The sequence below is a fragment of the Sphingomonas sp. BLCC-B65 genome (assembly GCF_028550675.1).
Lineage (GTDB): Bacteria > Actinomycetota > Actinomycetes > Actinomycetales > Microbacteriaceae > Microbacterium.
Window position 1 is genome coordinate 2,562,151 of record NZ_JAQQGL010000001.1, and the last position, 20,283, is coordinate 2,582,433.

18 protein-coding genes and 2 tRNA genes are annotated in these 20,283 nt (G+C 69.3%); 15 read left to right on the forward strand and 5 right to left on the reverse strand.

What is annotated here, in order from left to right; genetic code table 11:
• Positions 1-1,566: a phytoene desaturase family protein gene (locus PP359_RS12090; protein ID WP_499250684.1), complete on the reverse strand. Its 1,566-nt coding sequence runs from the start codon at positions 1,564-1,566 to the stop codon at positions 1-3.
• A gap of 31 nt (positions 1,567-1,597) precedes the next feature.
• Between PP359_RS12090 and PP359_RS12095 the strand changes: the two genes are divergently transcribed.
• The 10 genes from PP359_RS12095 (at position 1,598) to PP359_RS12140 (ending at position 11,090) form a co-directional block, all read left to right on the forward strand.
• Positions 1,598-2,389, forward strand: coding sequence for an inositol monophosphatase family protein (locus PP359_RS12095; protein ID WP_499250685.1), 792 nt, complete (start codon positions 1,598-1,600; stop codon positions 2,387-2,389).
• A 177-nt stretch (positions 2,390-2,566) separates the two neighbouring features.
• Positions 2,567-4,018, forward strand: coding sequence for a M23 family metallopeptidase (locus PP359_RS12100; protein ID WP_499250686.1), 1,452 nt, complete (start codon positions 2,567-2,569; stop codon positions 4,016-4,018).
• A gap of 63 nt (positions 4,019-4,081) precedes the next feature.
• Positions 4,082-4,153 (forward strand) — tRNA-Thr (locus PP359_RS12105).
• Between the two features lie 35 nt (positions 4,154-4,188).
• A tRNA-Met gene (locus tag PP359_RS12110) sits at positions 4,189-4,265 on the forward strand.
• A gap of 171 nt (positions 4,266-4,436) precedes the next feature.
• Positions 4,437-6,164 (forward strand): ABC transporter ATP-binding protein, encoded by a 1,728-nt coding sequence (locus tag PP359_RS12115; protein ID WP_499250687.1) that lies wholly within the window; start codon positions 4,437-4,439, stop codon positions 6,162-6,164.
• On the forward strand, positions 6,161-8,197 hold the full coding sequence (locus PP359_RS12120) for an ABC transporter ATP-binding protein (protein WP_294978717.1): 2,037 nt from the start codon (positions 6,161-6,163) through the stop codon (positions 8,195-8,197). Before PP359_RS12115 ends, PP359_RS12120 begins: the two co-directional genes overlap by 4 nt.
• A complete protein-coding gene (locus PP359_RS12125; protein ID WP_499250688.1) occupies positions 8,194-9,003 on the forward strand; it encodes a sulfite exporter TauE/SafE family protein in 810 nt (269 codons plus the stop codon). Before PP359_RS12120 ends, PP359_RS12125 begins: the two co-directional genes overlap by 4 nt.
• 91 nt (positions 9,004-9,094) lie before the next feature.
• Positions 9,095-9,544, forward strand: a complete 450-nt coding sequence (locus tag PP359_RS12130) for a MaoC family dehydratase N-terminal domain-containing protein (protein ID WP_112930795.1) — start codon at positions 9,095-9,097, stop codon at positions 9,542-9,544.
• On the forward strand, positions 9,541-9,954 hold the full coding sequence (locus PP359_RS12135; RefSeq protein ID WP_499250689.1) for a MaoC/PaaZ C-terminal domain-containing protein: 414 nt from the start codon (positions 9,541-9,543) through the stop codon (positions 9,952-9,954). The genes PP359_RS12130 and PP359_RS12135 overlap by 4 nt, the downstream gene beginning before the upstream one ends.
• Positions 9,954-11,090, forward strand: coding sequence for a UDP-N-acetylmuramate dehydrogenase (locus PP359_RS12140; RefSeq protein WP_499250690.1), 1,137 nt, complete (start codon positions 9,954-9,956; stop codon positions 11,088-11,090). Before PP359_RS12135 ends, PP359_RS12140 begins: the two co-directional genes overlap by 1 nt.
• Here the strand turns inward: PP359_RS12140 and PP359_RS12145 are convergent.
• The 4 genes from PP359_RS12145 to PP359_RS12160 all read right to left on the reverse strand — a co-directional run bounded on the left by PP359_RS12145 (position 11,087) and on the right by PP359_RS12160 (position 15,416).
• A complete protein-coding gene (locus PP359_RS12145; protein WP_347417659.1) occupies positions 11,087-11,839 on the reverse strand; it encodes a phosphatase PAP2 family protein in 753 nt (250 codons plus the stop codon). The two genes, PP359_RS12140 and PP359_RS12145, sit on opposite strands and share 4 nt — an antisense overlap.
• Positions 11,840-11,923: 84 nt before the next feature.
• Positions 11,924-13,129 (reverse strand): pyridoxal phosphate-dependent aminotransferase, encoded by a 1,206-nt coding sequence (locus tag PP359_RS12150; RefSeq protein WP_294944511.1) that lies wholly within the window; start codon positions 13,127-13,129, stop codon positions 11,924-11,926.
• 28 nt (positions 13,130-13,157) lie between these two features.
• A complete protein-coding gene (locus tag PP359_RS12155) occupies positions 13,158-14,681 on the reverse strand; it encodes a DUF4127 family protein (protein ID WP_499250691.1) in 1,524 nt (507 codons plus the stop codon).
• A gap of 18 nt (positions 14,682-14,699) precedes the next feature.
• Positions 14,700-15,416, reverse strand: coding sequence for a GntR family transcriptional regulator (locus PP359_RS12160; RefSeq protein ID WP_036315553.1), 717 nt, complete (start codon positions 15,414-15,416; stop codon positions 14,700-14,702).
• A gap of 199 nt (positions 15,417-15,615) precedes the next feature.
• On the opposite strand from PP359_RS12160, the gene PP359_RS12165 reads away from it, so the two are divergent.
• The 5 genes from PP359_RS12165 to PP359_RS12185 are packed head-to-tail and all read left to right on the forward strand — an operon-like array spanning position 15,616 to position 20,280.
• The gene (locus PP359_RS12165) at positions 15,616-16,902 is read left to right on the forward strand and encodes an ABC transporter substrate-binding protein (protein ID WP_167487170.1); all 1,287 of its coding nucleotides are present in this window, start codon (positions 15,616-15,618) and stop codon (positions 16,900-16,902) included.
• Positions 16,902-17,822, forward strand: a complete 921-nt coding sequence (locus tag PP359_RS12170) for a carbohydrate ABC transporter permease (RefSeq protein ID WP_239498548.1) — start codon at positions 16,902-16,904, stop codon at positions 17,820-17,822. Before PP359_RS12165 ends, PP359_RS12170 begins: the two co-directional genes overlap by 1 nt.
• Positions 17,803-18,681 carry a carbohydrate ABC transporter permease gene (locus PP359_RS12175; protein ID WP_051039415.1) on the forward strand — a complete coding sequence of 293 codons (879 nt, stop codon included), beginning with the start codon at positions 17,803-17,805 and terminating at the stop codon, positions 18,679-18,681. The genes PP359_RS12170 and PP359_RS12175 overlap by 20 nt, the downstream gene beginning before the upstream one ends.
• Positions 18,662-19,348, forward strand: coding sequence for an N-acetylmannosamine-6-phosphate 2-epimerase (locus PP359_RS12180; RefSeq protein ID WP_239498549.1), 687 nt, complete (start codon positions 18,662-18,664; stop codon positions 19,346-19,348). The genes PP359_RS12175 and PP359_RS12180 overlap by 20 nt, the downstream gene beginning before the upstream one ends.
• A complete protein-coding gene (locus tag PP359_RS12185; RefSeq protein WP_295775594.1) occupies positions 19,345-20,280 on the forward strand; it encodes an ROK family protein in 936 nt (311 codons plus the stop codon). The genes PP359_RS12180 and PP359_RS12185 overlap by 4 nt, the downstream gene beginning before the upstream one ends.
• Positions 20,281-20,283: the final 3 nt, after the last annotated feature.

Here is a 20,283-nt window from a genome sequence, read left to right on the forward strand (position 1 = left end):
TCAGTCGAGAAGCTCCAGCGCCGCCATCGCGGCGTTGTGGCCGCCGATCCCGCTGACGGCGCCGCCGCGACGCGCGCCCGACCCGCACAGCAGTACCCGTTCGTGTGCCGTCGCCACGCCCCAACGCTCGGCGGCCGATTCGAGCGGCTCGTCGTCGCCCGCCCACGGCCACGACAGCGGCCCGTGGAAGATGTCGCCGGCTGTCATGCCGAGCGACCCCTCCAGGTCGGTCGTGGTCCGTGCTTCGATGCACGGCGAGCCGTCGGGCGCGATGAACAGGCAGTCGGCGAGTGGTTCGGCTAGAACCGCATCGAGCGAGCGGGTCGCGGCATCCACGAGCGTCGACCGGTAGTCGGCGCTCGTGACACCGGCAGCCAATCGGTGTGGAACCTGCAGTCCGAACAGGGTGAGCGTCTGCGCGCCCGACTGCTGCAGAGCCGGTCCGAGAATCGACGGATCGGTGAGGGAGTGGCAGTAGATCTCGGCGGGAAGAGGCTGCGGGATGCCGCCGGCCACCGCGGCGGCGTGCGCGTCATCGAGCTGGGTCATCGTCTCGTTGACGTGGAACGTCCCGGCGAACGCCGCTTCGGGCGACACCGTCGTGTCGCGCAGCCGCGGCAGCCGTGACAGCAGCATGTTGACCTTGAGCTGTGCGCCCTCCGGGGCCGTGTCCGCGTCGGGCGCGGGCGCCGCCGAGATCAGGCGATCGAGCACGCTCGGGCCGACGCCGCTCAGCACGAGACGCGCGGTGATCTGCTCGCCCGTCCTCAGCGTCACGGTTCCCCTGGGGTCGATCGCGGTCACCGTCGCGTTGACGCGAACCTCGGCACCCGCCCGACGGGCCGCGTTCTCGAGTGCGGCGCTCACCCGGCCCATGCCGCCCACCGGAACATCCCAGTCGCCGGTGCCGCCGCCGATCACGTGGTAGAGGAAGCAGCGGTTCTGGCGCAGTGAGGGATCGTCGGCCCAGGAGAACGTGCCGATGAGACCGTCGGTGAGGGCGATGCCGCGCGCGATGTCGGTGCCCAGCCCCTCGCGCAGCAGGTCACCCAGAGGCCGTGTGGTCAGCGCGTCCCAGAGCGCCGTGTCCGCCATATCCGCCCGCATCTCGCTGGCGCGGCGCAGGGGTGCCGTCACCGAGGGGAAGACCGTCGCGGCGAGGGGGAGGAGACGGTCGGTGAACGTCTCGAAGCGCTCCGCCTCGCGCAGGTCACCGGTCGTGCGGATGAAGCTCGCGGTGGTGGCCGCGGCATCCGCATTGTCGACGAGGATGCCGCGGGAGGGGTCGGCGGGGTCGGGGGTGTACGACGAGTAACGGCGCCGCCGGAGGTCGAGCCGCAGATCGAGGTCGTCGATGATCGTGCGGGGAAGCAGACTCACGAGGTACGAGTAGCGCGACAGGCGCGCGTCGACGCCCGCCCAGGGCTGCTCCGACACCGCCGCGCCGCCGACCCGGTCCTGCCGTTCGAGCACGACGACGCGCTTGCGTGCCTGGGCCAGATAAGCGGCGGCGGTGAGGGCATTGTGGCCACCGCCGACGATCACGACGTCGTAGTGCGCGCTCATGAGGCCACGCTAGTGCGCGTAGCGTGGAGGCATGATGGATGCCGCGCAGTGGGAGAAGATCGCCGTCGACATCGCACGGGAGGCGGGCGCGCTCGCGCGGCGTCGGCGGGCTGAGGGCGTCGCGGTGGCGGCGACGAAGTCCACCCTCGCCGACATCGTGACCGAGGCCGACCGCGAGGTCGAGCAGCTCATCCGCGACCGGCTGGCCGCGGCCCGCCCCGACGATGGCTTCCTCGGTGAGGAGTCCGATCCGCAGCCCGGCACGAGCGGTGTCACCTGGGTGGTCGACCCCATCGACGGCACCGTCAACTACGCCTACGGCATTCCGCAGTACGCCGTCAGCATCGCCGCGGTGACCGGCGAGGCGCGGCCCGAGACGTGGGTCGCGCAGGCCGCGGCCGTCTACAGCCCCGCCGTCGACGAGCTCTTCCACGCGCACCGCGGCGGGGGCGCCTGGCTCGGCGATCAGCCTCTGCGCGTATCGACGGTGACGGATGCCGGGGCCCTGCTCGCGACCGGCTTCGGATACGACCCCGCCACCCACGACGGCGACCTGGCACGCGTGCGCCGGATGATGGTGCTCGCCCGCGACCTGCGTCGCGCCGGCGCCGCCTCCCTCGATCTGGCGTACGTCGCCGCCGGGCGGCTGGACGGGTACTTCGAGCGCGGGCTCAAGCCGTGGGATCACGCGGCGGGAGCCCTGCTGGTCACGGAGGCGGGCGGCGTCGTCGGCGGACGTCCCGGTGATGCGCCGGGGGCGGAGATGACGATCGCGGCCGGCCCGGAGCTGTTCACGCAGATGCGCGAGCTCCTGGAGATGTGAGGCGTCCACGGTTTGATAGGAACGTGGACCGTGTGTCCATGGCATTCCCAGCGACCACGATGTAGTGTTTACCCGATCGTTATCTTTGCCGGCCCGAACGGCGAAGCGATCCGAAGCCCGTAGTACGTCGTCGTGCGGAACCCCCCTTCCGTGCGGCCCGACGAGAGCCTGTGTGATTTGACCCCCGACACCCCCGCGGCCGATGCCACGCCCTTGCGGCGAGCCAGCCGACGACCCGAGTCGGCCGCAGCGCCGACCGGGCCGGGTGCACTGACCCGCGCCGAGTACCGGCGCCTGGCGGCTCAGGCTGCCGCGGCGGCGCCGGCGGAGACTGTTCCCCTCGGCGCTCCCGCCGTCGTCGCCGAGGCGGCGCAGCCCGTGGCGCCCGTCGAGTCCGCGCCCGCTGAGCCTTCCCTCGCTGAGCCTTCCCTCGCCGAGTCGGTCGTCGCCGACGTCGCCGCGGCGATCGTCGCTGAGACCGCCGTCGGAGCACAGCCCGACGAGGCCTCCCGCCGGCGTCTGCGCCGCGCCGCGCGGGCCGTGTTCGAGTCGGTGGCCACCGAGGACGCGTCGGCGCTCGACGTCACGCCCCACGCCGCGCCCGCGTCGCCCGTCGCCGTCGAGCAGGCCACGGATGTCGTGCCCGCTCCCGTCGCCGACCAGCTGCCGAACGATTCCGCGTTCGTCGCGGCATCCGAGCCGTGCGCCCTCGACGAGTTCGAGTTCGCCGCGCGGCTGTTCTCGTTCACGGGCGAGACGCCGGTGCAGCAGCCCTCCAGCGTGTCCGCCGAGCCGGCCCAGCCGGTTGCCGCCGCTGAGGCTGTCGTCCACGTCGCCGGCCGCCGCCGCCCGCGAGGTGCGGCGATCGCCAAGCGCGTCGCTGCGGCGTCGTTCTCCGTGGGAGTCATGGCCGTCGTCGGACTGCTCGCCGTGGGCACGACCACGCCGGCGGCCGCGATCGCTTCGGCATCCGAATCGTCGAACACCGCTGCGCAGCCCACCGCCGTCACCGCCAGTCAGAAGTTGACGAAGAGCTCGGATGCCGGTCAGATCCAGGCGTTCGTGGCTTCGGGAACGGACGCTCCGACGGCACTCGATCGCCCCGAGAGCTACAACGTGACGTCGATGTCGGAACTCGCCGCGGAGTCCGGCGTGCGCCTGTTCGCGAACACGTGGGTGAACGACCCGTCGTCGCCCATCCAATACCCGTTCCCCGTCGGTGTGCCGATCTCCGCGGCATTCGGTTCCATCGCCTATATGTCGGAGTTCGCCACGCCCCACAACGGAGTCGACCTGACCCCGGGCGAGGGTGCGGAGATCCACGCCGTCGCCGCGGGCACCGTGCGCATCGCGACCGAGTCCGGCGGGGACTACGGCGTGACCGTGCTGATCGACCACATCATCGACGGCCAGCTCGTCTCCACCCGCTACGGCCACATGCAGTACGGCTCGCTGCAGGTCAAGGTCGGCGACAAGGTTACGGCCGGGCAGGTCATCGGGCGCGTCGGGCAGACCGGCAAGGCGACCGGGCCCCACCTGCACCTCGAGGTTCTGCTCGGGGGCACCACCCGCATCGACCCGATGCCGTGGCTGGCCGAGCACACCAAGCCCGGTCACACCGTCGGCTGATCCGATTCTGTCGGACGCTCCGGCTCTGATATTCTTTTCTGGTTGCCCCGCGAGGGGCAGCACGCCCCGATAGCTCAGTGGCAGAGCACTTCCATGGTAAGGAAGGGGTCGTCAGTTCAATCCTGACTCGGGGCTCGCAGCATCCACATCTCGCCGTGTGGGTGCGGCGCGGCGGGGTAGCTCAGTTGGTGAGAGCGCACGACTCATAATCGTGAGGTCGCGGGTTCAAGCCCCGCTCCCGCTACCAGAAACCCAGATCAGCCCCGGACTCCCCGGGGCTGTTTTGTGTTCGCGGCGCGTTCGGGTCGTACGTCGCTCCGAGGCACGGTTCAGCCGCGCGGCATCCGCTTCGCGAACGCGTGTCGGCGCCCGGCGATAGCATGAACCGTTCCCACCCGGCCCGCAGACGGAGCCCCTCATGCTCGGAAAACTCCTCGTCCGTTATCTCTGGACGTACAAGTGGTGGCTGCTGGGCGTGCTCGTCTTCCAGTTCGCCTCGGCGATGGCTTCCCTCTACCTGCCGCGCCTGAACGCCGACATCATCGACAAAGGTGTCGCGGCGGGCGACACCGGATACATCTGGTCGCGGGGCGGTTTCATGCTGCTCATCGCGCTGGGCCAGATCGTCGCCTCGGTGATCGCGACGTTCTTCGCGGCGCGCGCGGCGATGAGCGCCGGGCGCGACATCCGCCGCGACGTCTACGACAAGGTGAGCGGCTTCTCCGAGCGCGAAGTGTCGTCGTTCGGTGCGGGAACGCTCATCACGCGCAACACCAACGACGTCCAGCAGGTGCAGATGCTCGCGATGATGGGCGCCACGATGCTGGTCACGGCGCCGCTGCTGGCCATCGGCGGCGTCATCATGGCTGTCCAGCAGGATGCCGCGCTCAGCTGGCTCATCGCCGTGGCCGTGCCGACGCTGCTGGTGATCGCCGGTTTCATCATCAGCCGCATGGTGCCGTTGTTCCGCGAGTATCAGGGCAAGCTCGACGGCGTCAACCGCGTCATGCGCGAGCAGCTCACCGGGGTGCGCGTGGTCCGCGCGTTCGTGCGCGAACGCATCGAAGAGGCCCGGTTCCGCGTCGCGAACACCGACATCATGGTCGTCGGACGCAAGGTCGGCTCGCTGTTCGTGCTCATGTTCCCGCTGGCGATGCTGGTGCTCAATCTCACCGTCGTCGGCGTCATCTGGTTCGGCGGCATCCAGGTGGATGCCGGCGACGTGCAGATCGGCACCCTCTTCGCCTTCATGCAGTACGTCGGTCAGATCCTCATGGGCGTGCTCATGGCGACGTTCATGACGATCATGATCCCGCGCGCCGCCGTCTCCGCAGATCGCATCGGAGAGGTGCTCGACTCGACCGACGCGCTGCACCGCCCGGCGCGACCGGTCACGGCGTTTCCCGACCTCGGCGCCGTCGAATTCGACGATGTCACCTTCAGCTACCCGGGTGCCGAAGCACCCGTCCTCGAGAACATCTCGTTCCGCGCCGCCCCCGGACAGACCGTCGCCATCGTGGGGTCGACCGGTTCGGGCAAGACGACGCTCGTCTCTCTCATTCCCCGACTGTTCGATGTCACCGGCGGAACCGTGCGGGTCGGCGGCGTCGACGTGCGCGAGGCCGACCTCGACGAGATGTGGCGGGGCATCGGCTACGTCCCGCAGCGCGCCTTCCTCTTCACCGGTACCGTCGCCAGCAACCTCCGATTCGGTCGTGAGGACGCCACCGACGACGAGCTCTGGGACGCGCTCGAGATCGCGCAGGGCCGTGACTTCGTATCGGAGATGGACGGCGGACTCGATGCGCGCATCGCGCAGGGCGGAACCAACGTCTCGGGTGGCCAACGCCAGCGCCTGTCGATCGCCCGCGCGATCGTGCACCGGCCGCAGGTGCTCGTATTCGACGACTCCTTCTCGGCGCTCGACGTCACCACCGACGCGCGACTGCGCCAAGCCCTGTGGCGCGCGCTTCCGGACGTGACCAAGATCGTCGTCGCGCAGCGCATCTCGACCATCGCGGATGCCGATGTCATCGTGGTCCTCGACGACGGTCGCAGGGTCGGCATCGGCACGCATGATGACCTCTTGGCCGGCAACGAGACGTATCGAGAGATCGTCGAATCGCAGTTGGGAGTCGACGCATGAGCGCGCCGAACACCGCCGCCCTCTCCGAAGAGGAGCGCGAAGAACTCGAGCTTGCCGAGCAGGCCCGGCTCAACTCCGGATCCTGGGATTCCGTCGCCCCCGGCAAAGCCGCCAACTTCGGTCGCAGCTTCGTGCGGATGATCGGGCTGCTCGCCCCGTACAAGTGGGCGTTCGGGTTCGTCTCGGTCCTCGGCGCGGTCGGCGTCGTCCTCGCCGTGATCGCGCCGAAGGTTCTCGGTGAAGCCACCAACATCCTCTTCGAGGGCGTCGTCTCGGCATCCCTCGCCGCCCAGTTCCCCGCGGGCGCGAGTCAGGCCCAGGTCGTCGACGCCCTGCGCGCCGCCGGGCAGAACGACATCGCCAACATCGTCTCTGCGATGCACGACTTCCAGGTCGGCGCCGGAGTCGACTTCGAGCGTCTCAAGTGGGTGCTCGTCGCCGTACTCGCCATCTACGTCGTGTCGGCCGTGCTCACCTGGCTGCAGGGCTACGTCATCAACGTGATCATGGTGCGCACCATGTGGCGGCTCCGCGAGTCGGTCGAGGCGAAGATCAACCGTCTGCCGCTGTCGTACTTCGACCGGGTGCAGCGCGGCGAGCTCATCTCGCGCGTGACGAACGACATCGACAACATCACCCAGACCATGCAGCAGTCGCTGTCCACCGCGGTCACCAATGTGCTGACGGTCGTCGGTGTGCTCATCATGATGTTCTCGATCTCGTGGCAACTCGCGATCGTCGCCCTCATCGCGCTGCCGCTGATGGGCGTCATCTTCGGAGTCATCGGCCCGAAGTCGCAGAAGGCCTTCGCCACGCAGTGGCGCAAGGTCGGCCGGCTCAACGCACGCGTCGAGGAGTCGTTCTCCGGTCACGCGCTCGTGCGCGTGTACGGCCGCGAGAAGGATTCGCGGGAGAAGTTCGAGCAGGAGAACGAAGAGCTCTACCAGGCCGCGTTCAAAGCCCAGTTCCTCTCCGGGCTGATGATGCCGGCGATGATGTTCATCGGAAACCTCTCCTACGTCGGCATCGCCGTGCTCGGCGGCCTGATGGTGGCCTCCGGCCAGCTGCGGCTCGGTGACGTGCAGGCGTTCATCCAGTACTCGCAGCAGTTCACCCAGCCGCTGTCGGAGCTCGGCGGCATGGCCGCCGTCGTGCAGTCCGGAACGGCCTCGGCTGAGCGCGTCTTCGAACTCCTCGACCAGGACGAGCAGGAGCCCGATGCCGCCGACGCGCCCGCCCTGCGCGAGGGACGCGGCGTGATCGAGTTCCAGAACGTCGCGTTCTCGTACAGCCCCGACAAGCCCCTCATCCGCGACCTGTCCTTCCGCGTCGAACCGGGCCAGACCGTGGCGATCGTCGGCCCGACCGGAGCCGGTAAGACGACGCTGGTGAACCTGCTGATGCGCTTCTACGAGCTCGACGGGGGCCGCATCCTGCTCGACGGACAGGACATCTCCGAGCTCACCCGCGACGATGTGCGTTCGCGCACCGGCATGGTGCTCCAGGATCCGTGGCTGTTCGCCGGAACGATCCGCGAGAACATCCGGTACGGCAACGAGCAGGCCTCCGACCTCGAAATCGTCGAAGCCGCCGTCGCGACCCGGGTCGACCGCTTCGTCCACTCCCTTCCCGACGGGTACGACACCGTGCTCGACGAGGACGCCGCGAACGTCTCGGCGGGGGAGAAGCAGCTCATCACGATCGCGCGCGCGTTCGTCGCCGAGCCGAGCGTGCTCATCCTGGATGAGGCGACGAGCTCGGTCGACACCCGCACCGAGCTGCTGCTGCAGCACGCGATGTCGGCGTTGCGCGAAGGACGCACGTCCTTCGTGATCGCCCACCGCCTGTCGACCATTCGCGACGCCGACCTCATCCTCGTGATGGAGCACGGCGACATCGTCGAGAAGGGCAGCCACGACGAGTTGATCGCCGCGGAAGGCGCCTACTGGCGTCTCTACCGCTCGCAGTTCGAGCAGGCCGCCGCCGGCGCCGACGACCCTGCCGCCGAGGTCGGCACCGGGACCGACGCGTGAGCGCGGCCGCAGCCGCGACGCCCGCCCGGCGCCGCGACCTCCGCTTCGTGCTGGCTTGCATCGGGGTCGGGCTCGCTGCCGGACTGCTGTCGGGGCTGTTCGGCGTCGGCGGCGGCACGGTCATCGTGCCGATGCTGGTGCTCCTGCTGCGCTTCGACCAGCGGCTGGCCGCGGGCACGTCGCTCGCGGCCATCGTGCCCACGGCATCCGTCGGTGTCGTCTCCTACGCCCTTCACGGGTCCGTCGCGTGGATCCCGGCGCTCATTCTCGCCGCCGGCGCCGTCGTCGGCGCGCAGATCGGTTCCTGGCTGCTGGCACGCATCCCGCAGAACACGCTGCGCTGGGGGTTCGTGGGCTTCCTCGTCGTCGTGATCGTGATGCTGTTCATCGTCGTCCCCTCGCGGGACGCCGCACTCGAGCTCACGGTCGCATCCGGCATCGGCTTGGCGGTGCTGGGGCTGTTCACGGGCGTGATGGCGGGCTTGCTGGGTGTCGGCGGCGGGGTCATCGTCGTTCCCGCGCTCATCTTCCTCTTCGGTACGAGTGACCTCATCGCGAAGGGAACCTCGCTGCTCATGATGATCCCGACCGCCATCTCGGGCACCGTGGGCAACGTCAAGCGCCGCAACGTCGACCTGGTCGCCGCCGCGCTCGTTGGCGTCGCGGCGTGCACCACGACGGCTCTCGGCGCCTGGATTGCCACGCTGCTGTCGCCCCTGGTCGCCAACATCCTCTTCGCCTGCTTCCTCACCTTCATCGCCGCGCAGATGGCGGTGCGGGCCGTTCGCGCTCGTCGCGCGCGCTGACGCGTTCATCCGTCCCGAACCGTCGCCACGGCGGGTTTGATGCGGCGCCTGCGGGCGGACGAGCGGGCAGCGCCGTCGATAGGATCGAGTGGTGTCAGTGAATCCTGAGCTGGTGGGTCGCGTCTTCCCGCCGACCGCTTCCTATCTCGTGGGCCGCGAAAAGGTGCGCGAATTCGCGCGGGCCGTCTTCGCCGACGCCCCTCAGCACGTCGACCCCGCCGCCGCTCAGGCGCTGGGCTACCGCGACGTCGTCGCACCGCCCACCTTCGCGATGGTCGTCCAAGACCTCACGATGCAGCAGCTGCTGGCCGTCGAGGACTCCGGCATCGCTCTGGAACGTACCGTGCACGCCGAGCAGCGCTTCCACTACAGCCGTCCGATCGTCGCCGGAGACGAGCTCACCGCGCAGCTCAGCATCACCGGCATCCGCCCCTTCGGCGCCGGAGCGATGGTGACCAGCGAGGCGGAGATCACCGACGCCGACGGCGCCCACGTCGTCACCGCGACATCCATCCTGCTCATCGGAGGCGAGGTCTCATGACATCCGCAGCCCTGGAGGTCGGCACCGTCGTCGCCGAGCGCACCGTGCACCTGACCCGCGAGTCGCTGGTGCGCTACGCGGGCGCATCGGGTGACTTCAACCCCATTCACTATCGCGACGACGTCGCCGAACGCGTCGGTCTGCCCGGGGTCCTCGCGCACGGCATGCTGACGATGGGCCTCGCCGTCGAGACCATCGTCGGGTGGCTCGGCGACGCCGGACGCATCGTCGACTACGGCGTGCGCTTCACACGTCCCGTCGTCGTGGAAGCCGAACACGGAGCCGATCTCTTCGTCTCCGCCAAGGTCGGCGCGGTCGACGACGAGGCAGTGCGCATCGACCTCACCGTGACGTTCGGTGACACGACCGTGCTCGGCAAGGCGCAGGTGCGCGTGCGCCACCAGTCCTGATGGCCGAGATCACGCCGATTCCGCTCGCCGACCTGACGACGCTCCGCGTCGGGGGCACCCCCCTGCGGATGGTCGAGGCCCGCACCCGCGACGAGCTCGTCTCGGCGCTGCGAGAGGCCTGGTCGCAGGGTGAGACGTGGCTCGTGCTCGGCGGCGGCTCCAACCTGCTCGCCGGCGACGAGCCCTTCGACGGAACCGTCGTGCTGATGCGGACCTCCGGCATCGAGCGCGTGGAGGGTGCTCGGGAGGGTCACGTCCGCCTGCGCGTCGAAGCGGGGCACAACTGGGACGACCTCGTCGGGTACACCGTCGCGGCAGGCCTAGCCGGGATCGAGGCGATGAGCGGCATCCCCGGATCGGCCGGTGCGGCCCCCATCCAGAACGTCGGGGCGTACGGCCAGGAGATCGTCGAGACGCTGGTGGAGGTCGAACTGCTCGATGAGGCGACCGGTGAGGTGGAGACCGTCTCTGCGGCCGCCCTCGAACTGGGCTTTCGCACGTCGGTGCTCAAGCAGCACTACGGTCGCGGCGCCCAGCGCGCGGGTGTCATCGTCTCGATCACGCTCGAGCTGCAGGAGGTCGGCGACGGCGAGGTCCCCGTGCGCGGCGCTCAACTGCGTCAGGCGCTGCGGTTGGCCCCGGATGCCGCGGTGTCGCTCCGGTGGATCCGCGAGACGGTGTTGGCGACGCGGGCTGCCAAGGGCATGGTGCTCGACGACGCCGATCCCGACACCCACAGCGCCGGATCCTTCTTCCAGAACGCGATCGTTTCGGCATCCTTCGCGCGAACCCTTCCGCCCGAGTGCCCGCGCTGGCCGATGGCCGTGGAGATCGAACCCGTCACCGTCATCCCTCTGGCCGCCTTCGACGGCGTCGTGCCCCCGCCGGTCTCGGTTCAGCCCGACGTCAAGGTGAGCGCCGCCTGGCTGATCGAACACGCCGGTCTCGGCAAAGGCTTCCGGCTGCCACGCTCTCGAGCCGGATTGTCGACGAAGCACGCGCTCGCCCTCACGAACCGTGGCGGGGCGACCGCCGGCGAGATCGCCGAACTCGCGCGCTATATCCAGCACCGGGTGCAGTCCGAGTTCGGTCTGCTGCTGCAGCCCGAACCGGTGCTGGTGGGCGTCGAACTCTAGATCTCTCCGGGCTCGCCGTGGCGGCGGGGTCCCGGAGCGGCCTCGGCCGGCTCGGGTCGCGGCACTTCCCGCAGGAAGGGGACGAGCGGCATGAGCATGCGCACCCAGACGATGCGGGCTGCCGGAAAGACGCCCAGCGTCCACAGCACCGATGCGAGCGCGTCGGTGGGGTAGTGCACGCCGAGGATCGCGACGGAGAACACGACCACGACGACGGCGATCGTGCCGAGCACGACCGCGGGCCGGTGCCATCGCGTGCCCTTCAGCATGAGCACCAGCGTGAGCACCAGCGCGGTGACGAAGACCACGTGCCCGCTGGGATAGGACGGGTCGACCGGCATCTGCGTCACCGGATGCGGCAGCAGTGTCGCATCCGGACGCGGGCGACCGACCGCGATCTTGACGATGTCGGACGGGATCCAGGTCAGCGCAATCGTGCCGGCGAAGGCGATCGCCAGCGCCAGTCGCCCGCTCAACGCCCACACGATGCCGGTGACGATCACGGTGATGACGATCGCCGGCACAGGAGAGAACAGGTCGTACACGAGGGCGGTGACCTGGCCGAGACCATCGATGTGCCAGCCGTTCATCGCGCGCGACAGGTCCGCGTCGATGGGCGCGGCGCGCAGAGCCAGCCCCGCGCTGATGAGGAAGACGATCGTCGCCAGCCCGACGACCAGCTTGGTCGCCGGTCGTTCAGACGGCGCGAGCAGCGCGTTGCGGCGGCGGCGCGATCTGCGCGACGCCACAAGGAGGGAGGATGTCGACGGGCGCATGGAGTCCGATCGTTCTCCGTCCAGCTATGTGCTGTCTGAGTGTGCGGAGGTCGCGGATCAGTCGAGGCCGAACAGCTTCTGCAGGCGCTGGACGCCCTCCAGCAGCTGGTCGTCACCGAGCGCGTAGGACAGGCGCAGGTATCCCGACGGTCCGAACGCCTCGCCGGGAACGACCGCGACCTCGGCCTGGTCGAGGATGAGATCGGCGAGCTCGAGCGAGGTGTCGACCCGCGTGCCGTTCCACTCCCGTCCGAGCAGGCCCGTCACGTCCGGGTAGACGTAGAACGCGCCGAGCGGGTTGGGCACCGTGACGCCCGGGATCTTCGCGAGCTCCGACACGATCAGCCGGCGCCGGCGGTCGAAAGCCTGACGCATGTCCTCGGCTTCGGTCTGCGGCCCGGTGAGTGCGGCCAGCGCCGCGCGCTGCGCGACGTTGTTGACGTTCGAGCTCAGGTGCGACTGGAGGTTGCCGGCGAGCTTGATCGCGTCGGCCGGACCGACCATCCAGCCCACGCGCCAGCCCGTCATCGCATACGTCTTGGCGACCCCGTTGACGAGGATCGTCTGTCCGGCGAGCTCCGGCACCGCGTCGACGATCGACACCGCCCGCGCCCCTTCGTAGACGAGGTTCTGATAGATCTCGTCGCTGACCACCCAGATGCCGTGCGCGAGCGCCCACTCGCCGATCGCCTTCGTCTCTTCCGGCGTGTAGACCGAGCCGGTCGGGTTCGAGGGCGACACGAACACGAGAACCGTCGTCTTGTCGGTGCGCGCAGCCTCGAGCTGGTCGACGGTGACCTTGTAGTCCTGGTCGGCGCCCGCGAAGACCTCGACGGGGATGCCGTCGGCGAGCGCGATGGCCTCGGGATAGGTCGTCCAGTAGGGTGCCGGCAGCAGCACCTCGTCGCCCGGGTTCACCACGGCCTGGAACGCCTGGTAGACGGCTTGCTTGCCCCCGTTGGTGACGATGATCTGCGAGGCGGTGACCTCCAGGCCCGAGTCGCGCAGCGTCTTCGCCGCGATCGCCTCGCGCAGCACGGGCAGGCCGGCGGCGGGCGTGTAGCGGTAGTTGGCGGGGTCCTGGAGGGCGTGCGCGGCGGCATCCACGATGAACTGCGGCGTCGCGAAGTCGGGCTCGCCGGCCGCGTAGGAGATGACGGGGCGGCCGGCCGCCTGCAGGGCCTTCGCCTTCGCATCGACCTTCAGGGTCGCGGACTCGGCGATGGCGGACAGCTTGCGGGACAGGGGAGCGCGTTCGGTCACAGGCAAAAGCGTAGTGCGTCCGGTTCGCTCAGCGCGGTGCCAGCGCGATGTCGATCTCGAAGCTGCGATGCCAGGGCAGCGCGACCGAGACGACCGTCCAGGCGTCGTCGCCGGCGAGCAGATCGTCCAGGCGGCTCTGGAGCTCCTGGCCGATGCGGCGGAGGGCTCGGGCTTCGGTGTCGTCGTCGACCGGACCGATCGCGCCGCCGAAGACACTCTCGTGCAGGGCCGGGCGGATGCCGCTCTGGTAGGCGTGGTCGTCGAGGATCCGGGTGAGCAGCGCCTCTCGGAGGGCACGCGGGTCGGCGGTGCCGTCGCGGCGGCCGACCCACCAGGCCGTCGCCGCGGCGACGGCGCCGCCGATCGCGTTGCCGGCCGTGTTCCAGCCGCCGTACGAGGTCAGCCGCAGCAGCAGCCCCTCCGCGGCGAGTCGTTCCACGAGCGCCGGATCGCTGCCGTTGCTGTAGCGGACATCTGCGAGCGCCACGATGGCACCGGATGCGAGCGCGTCGCGCACTGCCGACACGGTCGCCTCGACGGCCGCCGGATCGGAGCGCGGCACGCTGCCGAAGCAGTCGCCGTGCTCGGGATCGGGTGCGTGCGCGACGAGCACGGCGTCGACCCGGCCGTCGTCCTCGGCGACGATGCCGCCGGCGGCGACGATCTGTCGCACGAGGCTGTCGCGCACGGGGGCGTTCTCGAAGTTCGGGATGCGGGTGAGGCCGCCGTCCTCGCCGCAGGCGATCCGCCACGTCGGGCGGCCGCCTCCGGCGGCGACGAGCGCGCGTGCGACGAGGACGGCGCCCACCTCGTCGGCGCCGGGATACATCATCACCTCGCCGCCGCGCGGCAGGGCGCGTGCCCAGTGACGCAGCCAGGCCTGTTCGACCGACCCGGCCGAGAAGGCGGCGGTGTCGTCGGCGGTCACCGCGAGGGCATCGATGACGCCCTCCTCGTGCAGACCGAGCGCGGCGAGGTTGATGATGTGGTTGCGCAGGCGGCGGCGCTCGAAATCGCTCTGCTCGGCGCGCGGGACCGCGAGGGCAGGAACCTGCGGAGGATCGCCCGCGAGCAGATCGGCTTCCAGCGCGCGATGGAGCGCACCGCCGAAGGCGTGCAGCGTGCGGCCGTACGTGCTCCAATACTCGGGTTCCTCGAGGGCCGAGAAGGAGTCGCTGGCGCGCATGACCAGGGATGCCGCGGTGATGACGAGCGCGGGGGTGTCGGCGGCGGCGCGAACCTCGTGCAGCTCTCGCAGAAGGTCGAGCCGGTCCAGCGCCACACGCGGCGAATCCGCCGTGATGCGCGCCGGGATGATGCCGCCGTGTACGAGCGTGTCGATGCAGACGATCAGGCGGTTCACGCCGTCGCCTTCCGCGGCGGCCAGCTCGCGAAGCCACGCGTGCAACGCGTCGACGTCGGCTGGCGCCCGGAAGGAGGGGAGTGCGGTTGCGGGCGGGATCAGCAGGTCGACGCCCGCGATGGCGGCGACATGCCGGGGCAGCTGGATGTTGACCGGTCGTTCGTCGAGGGGAACGAGGGCGATTCGCATGCGGTGGGTCCTGCTTCCTCAGCGCGAACGATGGATCTGGAGCTCGTAGTGGTAGCGATCGCCGCGATAGGTCGACTCGGCGTACTCGATCGCACGGTCCTGCGCGTCGAAGCTGGTGCGGGTCACGAAGAAGCAGGGCGAGAACGCCGGCGCCTGCAGGATGTCGGCCTGCTCGGGGTCCAGGACGCTCGCTTGGATGCTCTGCTCGGCCCACTCGATCCGCATGCCGTACTGCTGCTCCAGGATCCGGTAGAGCGAGTCGTTCCCGACGTTCTGGATCAGCCCGGGGAAGAACGACGGGTTGAGGTACGAGTCCTCGAGGGCCATGGGCTCCCCGTCGGCCGTGCGCGCGCGGCGGATGTGGAAGACCTCCTCCGACGGGCTCATGCGAAGCCGCGCGCCCAGGCGTGCTCCCGCCGGGATCGTCTCGGTCACGAGCACGGACGAGCCCGGCTCGAGTCCCCGCGCGCGCATGTCCTCGCTGAACGAGGTCAGCTCCACTGATTTGGCGATGCGAGGTGCGGCGACGAACGTGCCGGCACCTTGCACGCGATAGACGAGCCCGTCGTGCTCCAGGCGGTCGAGCGCGCGGCGGACGGTGAGCCGGCTGACGTCGAACTCGGTCGCCAGGTCGCGTTCGGTGGGCAGACGGGAATGGGGCTCGAGGCCTTGCCCGATCACCTCGACGAGGTGCTGTCGTAAGCGTTCGGACTTGCTGTGCTGCGCGTCGGTCATCGTGCTCCCGCGGATCCTCGGCAGGGGGACATCCGCTGCCGTGTGCGAATTGGATCTAACCATTACACAGAATCAGTCCGTGTGTCGAGGCGCTAGAAACATGACTTTTGGGGAATCTCTTGACATGCTTCGAAAAAATGGAGTACACCAATTCCTACCGAGCTTCATCACCCGAACCCACGCACCTCGAAGGAACACCATGGAACTGACCACCACGGGACGGCGGGTCCTCACCCGCGCCGTCGCGCTCTCCGGCGTCCTCGCGGCGTCCGTCGCTCTGGGAGGCTGCGCGGCTGCCGCTCCCTCCGGCCCGACCACGATCACCTTCTCCTACCTGTGGGGCGGCGAGGAGGCGAAGGCGCTGGAGAAGATCATCGCCGACTTCAACGCCAGCCAGTCCGACATCAAGGTCGTCGGTGTCTCGAGCCCCGATGCCCAGAAGCAGCTCACCTCGATGTCCTCCAGCAACGGCAGCTTCGACATCTCCGACAACTTCGGCAACACCGTGGGCTCGTGGGCCTCCAAGGGGATCCTCGCGCCCCTGGACGACTACCTCGCGGCCGAGAAGGTCGACACGTCCGCGTTCGCACCGGCATCCATGGAGCAGATGACCTTCGACGGCAAGATCTACGCGCTCCCCATCGCGGTGCACACCCAGCAGCTCATGTACAACAAGGACCTCCTCGACAAGGCGGGCGTGAAGCCCCCGACGACGATGGACGAACTCGCGGATGCCGTGAAGAAGCTGACCGTCGTCGACGGCAGCGGGGCGATCACGCAGATCGGGCTCGGCAACCCTTCGGCATCCACTCTGTTCACGACCCTCGGCTACGCCTTCGGCGGCACCTGGGACGGCGCCGACGGCAAGACCCCCACCCCCGACGACCCCCAGAACGTGGCAGCGCTCGACTGGTACACGAAGACGCTGACCGACACGTTCGGTGCCGACAAGATCGCGACCTTCGCGTCGGGTCTCGGTCAGTACATGTCCGCGCAGGACCCCTTCTACACGGGCAAGCAGGCGATGGTCGTCGACGGCGAATGGCAGGCGGTCAACATCCCCAAGGTCGCTCCGAACCTCAACTGGGGCGTGATCGACATCCCGGCGGCCACCCCCGCGCTCGCCGGTACGACGCAGGTGACGACGAGCACGCTGTTCATCCCGAGCAACTCGAAGCACAAGGCCGAGGCGGCGAAGTTCCTCGCGTACATGGTGCAGGACAAGCCGATGGTCGACTTCACGCTCGCGCTCGGCAACCTGCCCTCCAAGACGGCGCTGCTGGACGACCCCGCCTACGCCGAGATCCCCCACTTCGACTCCTGGCTGAAGGCGCTCGCGAGCCCCAACGCGAAGTCGCTCGCGAGCCAGCCCTACAGCGCTCAGTACTCCACCGACCTGGCGACCGCCTTCGACGACATCGTCCGCGGCGTCACCAGCCCTGACAAGGCGCTGGCGTCCGTCGCCGGCAAGGTCTCCTCGTACTGATGGCACCGACCGCCCCCCGCGGCGCGCGACGCCAGACCCTTCTGGGTCTGGCGTTCGCGTCGCCGTTCCTCATCGGCGCCGCTGTGTTCATCGTGTGGCCGGTGCTGGCCTCGGCGGTGTACAGCTTCACCGACTTCAACCTCTTCCAGCCGCCCTCGTGGGTCGGGCTGGACAACTACGCCCAGATGATGCGGGACGACACCTTCTGGAAGGCGTTGGCCAACACGCTGTTCCTCACGGTCCTCGGCGTGCCGCTCACGATCCTCATCTCCATCGCCGGTGCCCACCTGCTGAACCTTCCGGTGCGCGGTCAGCCGCTGTACCGCGCCCTGGTCTATCTGCCCACGATCGTGCCGATCGTGGTCGGCGGGTACCTGTGGCGATGGCTGCTGAACACCCAGTACGGGTTCGTCAACTACTTCCTCGGCCTGCTGCACCTGCCGCAGCCGGAGTGGCTCGAACAGCCCCAGTGGGGCAAGCCGGCGATCGTGTTGATGTGTCTGTGGACGATCGGCGGCACCATGATCATCTACCTCGCCGCGATCAAGGACGTCCCTGCTGAGCTCTACGAGGCCGCCGAACTCGACGGCGCCGGCTGGTTCGCCCGGTTCCGCTACATCACATGGCCGACCATCTCGCCGGTCACGCTCTTCCAGGTCATCGTGACCGTGATCGCCTACCTCCAGATCTTCACGCAGCCGTATCTGCTCACCCAGACGCGGCTCAACGAGGCGAGCGGGGGACCGGGCCAATCGATGATCAGCTACGCGATGTACCTGTACCAGAACGCCTTCGTCTTCTTGAAGATGGGCTACGCATCGGCCATGGCCTGGGTGCTGTTCCTGCTTACTCTCGCGATCACGCTCGTGCTGCTGTGGTCCTCGAAGAAATGGGTCCACTATGGCTCTGACCGCGACTGACCCGCGGCCGATCGGCGGCGCCCGTCCGCGCGCGGCGCGGCGCCGCGCCGCGCGCACCACCGCCCGCTACCTCGCGGTCTGGCTGCTCGCGCTGGCGTTCGTCTTCCCGTTCCTGTCGATGCTGAGCACTGCGTTCAAACTGCCCGACGACATCTTCAGCGCACCCCCGTCGCTGTGGCCCACCGAATGGACGCTGCAGAACTTCGTCGCGGTGTTCGACGAGATCCCGTTCTGGCAGTACCTGCTGAACACGGTCGTCATCGCGGGTCTGTCCGTGCTGGGCATGCTCATCGCCTCGCCGCTCGTGGCCTACTCGCTGTCGAAGATCGGGTGGCGCGGTCAGCGGCCCCTGCTCGTGATCGTCATGGCGACGATGATGCTGCCGCCGCAGGTCACGATGATCCCGCTGTTCTTGATGTGGAACGGCCTCGGGGCGACCAACAGCATCATCCCGCTGGTCGCGCCGGCCTTCTTCGGCACGCCGTTTCTCATCTTCATGCTGCGGCAGTTCCTGACCTCCGTGCCCAACGAGCTGCTGCAGGCAGCTCGGATCGACGGGGCCTCCGAGCTGCGGATCTACTGGTCGATCGTTCTCCCGCAGGCACGCCCGGCCCTCATCACCGCCGCGATCTTCCAGTTCGTGTGGGCATGGACCGACTTCCTCAATCCGCTCATCTATCTCAATGATGCGAGCAAGTACACACTGTCCATCGGTCTGTACTCGTTCTTCGGGGAGCGGAACCTGGAGTGGGGCCCGCTGATGGCGGCATCCGTTCTGTTCACCCTTCCCGCGCTGGTGCTGTTCGTCGTCTTCCAGCGCTACTTCGTAGGAGGTGTCGGTGCCGGTGCGCTCAAGTGAAGACGCCGTCGTCGCGGTCGCCGGACGCCTGATCGTCTCGTGTCAGGCATCGAACGGATCCCCGCTGCGTCATACGCCGACGATCGCGCGGCTGGCTGCCAGTGCGCTGCGCGGGGGCGCTGCCGCGCTGCGCGTCAACGGCGTGCACGACATCGCTGCTGTGCGAGAGTCGACGCACGTCCCGATCATCGGGCTCGACAAGCGGATGGGGGTGCGCCGGAACGTGATCACGCAGACCGATGAGCAGGTCGTCGCGCTCGTGGATGCCGGAGCCGACATCGTCGCAGTGGATGCCACCCTCGAAGTCGTCGCGGACGTCGCGGCGCGCGTGCGCAGTGCGATCACGCACGCGGGCGTCGCGGTGATGGCGGACGTGTCGACGTTCGATGAGGGGATGGCCGCGTGGGATGCCGGGGCCACCTTCGTCGGCACGACGCTGTCGGGCTACACCCCCTACTCGCCACAGCACAGCGGGCCCGACCTCGACCTCGTCGCGAGACTCGCGGCGCGCGGCGTTCGCGTGCTCGCGGAGGGCCGCTTCCAGGCGCCCACCGACGTGGCGGCGGCCTTCGAGGCCGGCGCCCACGCCGTCGTCGTGGGGGGAGCGATCACCGACCCCATCGCCATCACGCGCCGCTTCGTCGCTGTGACCCCGGGCGCGCGATGAGCGTCCGGGAGCAGAGCACCGCACCGGCCGTCGTCGCCGTCGACATCGGCGGCACCAAGACGGCGGCAGCCCTCGTGGACGCGTCCGGGCAGATCAGTCACCGTATCCAGCGGCCCACTCCGGCAGCGCAGGGCGCCGCAGCAATCCTCGATGCGGCGGCAGCGCTCGTGCGCGAGGTGGGCGTTGCCGCCGGTCCGATCGCGGCGGTCGGCGTCGGCAGTGCAGGGGCCTTCGATGAGGACGGCGCCGTCACGCACGCCACGGATCATCTCGCCGGCTGGCGCGGCACCCCGGTGGCCGCAGGACTCGTGGCGCGACTCGGCATCCCGGTCGTCGTCGTCAACGACGTCCACGCAGCCGCGCTCGGGGAGCTCGCCCTCGATTCCAACCGCGACCGCTTCCTCTTCGTCGCCGTGGGGACGGGCATCGGAGGAGCCGTCGTGTCGGAGGGTGCGCTCCTGCGCGGCGCATCCGGGATGGCCGGATCGATCGGGCATCTGCGCGCAGCCACGATGCGCGGGCGGGTGTGCTCGTGCGGCGGTCGAGACCACATCGAGGCCTTCGCGAGCGGACCGGGTATCGAGCGCTCCTTTGCGGAGCGTACGGGCAGCGTGGTGCCTCTGCGAGAGGTCGCTCGACGCGCGCGGGAGGGCGACAGAGTGGCCGCTGACGTGATCGCGGCGGCTGCCGACGAGCTGGGTGCGTCGCTCGCTCCGGTGATCGCCACTGTCGACCCGGGAACGGTGCTGCTCGGCGGCGGCGTCTCCGAACTGGGAGCGGCGCTTGTCGAGCCCCTCACCGAGGGGCTGCGGGCGTGCCTGCGCCCGCCCTTCGCCGAGGTGCGGATCGAGATCGCGCGCGCGGGCACCGATGCCGCGCTGCGGGGCGCCGCTCGGCTCGCACGGAACGACTCTCGGCGTGCGCTAACGTGACGA